Source organism: Pseudomonas sp. MWU16-30317 (assembly GCF_020515695.1).
Classification (GTDB): Bacteria; Pseudomonadota; Gammaproteobacteria; order Pseudomonadales; family Pseudomonadaceae; genus Aquipseudomonas.
The window spans coordinates 1-3,101 of record NZ_JAIWJA010000023.1 but is presented as its reverse complement, the minus strand read 5'-3'; the positions used below and the strand labels follow the sequence as shown (position 1 = coordinate 3,101).

The window sequence follows — 3,101 nt, the reverse complement described above, 5'->3', positions numbered from 1 at the left end:
TCGCTTCAGAGTCGACGAACTTTCGGTTCGTGTCATCTCCACAGTCACCGCAATCTGATGCTCTTTCGAGTCGCAAATTGCTTGGGTGTTATATGGTCAAGCCTCACGGGCAATTAGTATTGGTTAGCTCAACGCCTCACAGCGCTTACACACCCAACCTATCAACGTCGTAGTCTTCGACGGCCCTTTAGGGAACTCAAGGTTCCAGTGAGATCTCATCTTGAGGCAAGTTTCCCGCTTAGATGCTTTCAGCGGTTATCTTTCCCGAACATAGCTACCCGGCAATGCCACTGGCGTGACAACCGGAACACCAGAGGTTCGTCCACTCCGGTCCTCTCGTACTAGGAGCAGCCCCTCTCAAATCTCAAACGTCCACGGCAGATAGGGACCGAACTGTCTCACGACGTTCTAAACCCAGCTCGCGTACCACTTTAAATGGCGAACAGCCATACCCTTGGGACCGGCTTCAGCCCCAGGATGTGATGAGCCGACATCGAGGTGCCAAACACCGCCGTCGATATGAACTCTTGGGCGGTATCAGCCTGTTATCCCCGGAGTACCTTTTATCCGTTGAGCGATGGCCCTTCCATACAGAACCACCGGATCACTAAGACCTACTTTCGTACCTGCTCGACGTGTCTGTCTCGCAGTCAAGCGCGCTTTTGCCTTTATACTCTACGACCGATTTCCGACCGGTCTGAGCGCACCTTCGTACTCCTCCGTTACTCTTTAGGAGGAGACCGCCCCAGTCAAACTACCCACCATACACTGTCCTCGATCCGGATAACGGACCTGAGTTAGAACCTCAAAGTTGCCAGGGTGGTATTTCAAGGTTGGCTCCACAAGAACTGGCGTCCTCGCTTCAAAGCCTCCCACCTATCCTACACAAGCAAATTCAAAGTCCAGTGCAAAGCTATAGTAAAGGTTCACGGGGTCTTTCCGTCTAGCCGCGGATACACTGCATCTTCACAGCGATTTCAATTTCACTGAGTCTCGGGTGGAGACAGCGCCGCCATCGTTACGCCATTCGTGCAGGTCGGAACTTACCCGACAAGGAATTTCGCTACCTTAGGACCGTTATAGTTACGGCCGCCGTTTACCGGGGCTTCGATCAAGAGCTTCGCGTGAGCTAACCCCATCAATTAACCTTCCGGCACCGGGCAGGCGTCACACCCTATACGTCCACTTTCGTGTTTGCAGAGTGCTGTGTTTTTAATAAACAGTCGCAGCGGCCTGGTATCTTCGACCGGCATGAGCTTACGGAGCAAGTCCTTCACCCTCACCGGCGCACCTTCTCCCGAAGTTACGGTGCCATTTTGCCTAGTTCCTTCACCCGAGTTCTCTCAAGCGCCTTGGTATTCTCTACCCAACCACCTGTGTCGGTTTGGGGTACGGTTCCTGGTTACCTGAAGCTTAGAAGCTTTTCTTGGAAGCATGGCATCAACCACTTCGCGCTCTAATGAGCACTCGTCATCAGCTCTCGGCCTTAAGATCCCGGATTTACCTAAGATCTCAGCCTACCACCTTAAACTTGGACAACCAACGCCAAGCTGGCCTAGCCTTCTCCGTCCCTCCATCGCAGTAACCAGAAGTACAGGAATATTAACCTGTTTTCCATCGACTACGCTTTTCAGCCTCGCCTTAGGGACCGACTAACCCTGCGTCGATTAACGTTGCGCAGGAAACCTTGGTCTTTCGGCGTGGGTGTTTTTCACACCCATTGTCGTTACTCATGTCAGCATTCGCACTTCTGATACCTCCAGCAAGCTTCTCAACTCACCTTCACAGGCTTACAGAACGCTCCTCTACCGCATCACCAGAAGGTGATACCCGTAGCTTCGGTACCTGGTTTGAGCCCCGTTACATCTTCCGCGCAGGCCGACTCGACTAGTGAGCTATTACGCTTTCTTTAAAGGGTGGCTGCTTCTAAGCCAACCTCCTAGCTGTCTAAGCCTTCCCACATCGTTTCCCACTTAACCAGGATTTTGGGACCTTAGCTGACGGTCTGGGTTGTTTCCCTTTTCACGACGGACGTTAGCACCCGCCGTGTGTCTCCCATGCTCGGCACTTGTAGGTATTCGGAGTTTGCATCGGTTTGGTAAGTCGGGATGACCCCCTAGCCGAAACAGTGCTCTACCCCCTACAGTGATACATGAGGCGCTACCTAAATAGCTTTCGAGGAGAACCAGCTATCTCCGAGCTTGATTAGCCTTTCACTCCGATCCACAGGTCATCCGCTAACTTTTCAACGGTAGTCGGTTCGGTCCTCCAGTTAGTGTTACCCAACCTTCAACCTGCCCATGGATAGATCGCCCGGTTTCGGGTCTATTCCCAGCGACTAAACGCGCTATTAACACTCGCTTTCGCTACGCCTCCCCTATTCGGTTAAGCTCGCCACTGAAAATAAGTCGCTGACCCATTATACAAAAGGTACGCAGTCACAGAACAAAGTCTGCTCCCACTGCTTGTACGCATACGGTTTCAGGATCTATTTCACTCCCCTCTCCGGGGTTCTTTTCGCCTTTCCCTCACGGTACTAGTTCACTATCGGTCAGTCAGTAGTATTTAGCCTTGGAGGATGGTCCCCCCATATTCAGACAAGGTTTCTCGTGCCCCGTCCTACTCGATTTCATGACCAAGAGATTTTCGCGTACAGGGCTATCACCCACTATGGCCGCACTTTCCAGAGCGTTCCGCTAATCTCAAAGCCACTTAAGGGCTGGTCCCCGTTCGCTCGCCACTACTAAGGGAATCTCGGTTGATTTCTTTTCCTCAGGGTACTTAGATGTTTCAGTTCCCCTGGTTCGCTTCCAGCACCTATGTATTCAGTGCAGGATAACCATCTTATGATGGCTGGGTTCCCCCATTCAGACATCTCCGGATCACAGTCTGTTTGCCGACTCCCCGAAGCTTTTCGCAGGCTACCACGTCTTTCATCGCCTCTGACTGCCAAGGCATCCACCGTATGCGCTTCTTCACTTGACCATATAACCCCAAGCAATCTGGTTATACTGTGAAGACGACATTCGCCGAAAATTCGCAAAACTCTTAAGAGTCACTCACAAATTTTACCTTAGCCTGAATGAACACCAGTGAAAGTG

At 51.8% G+C, this 3,101-nt stretch carries 1 rRNA gene; it reads right to left on the bottom strand.

Features of this window, described 5'->3' with window-relative positions:
• Positions 1 to 92 precede the first annotated feature (92 nt).
• Positions 93 to 2,985: ribosomal RNA gene (locus tag LIX93_RS29435) — 23S ribosomal RNA — on the bottom strand.
• Positions 2,986 to 3,101 lie beyond the last annotated feature (116 nt).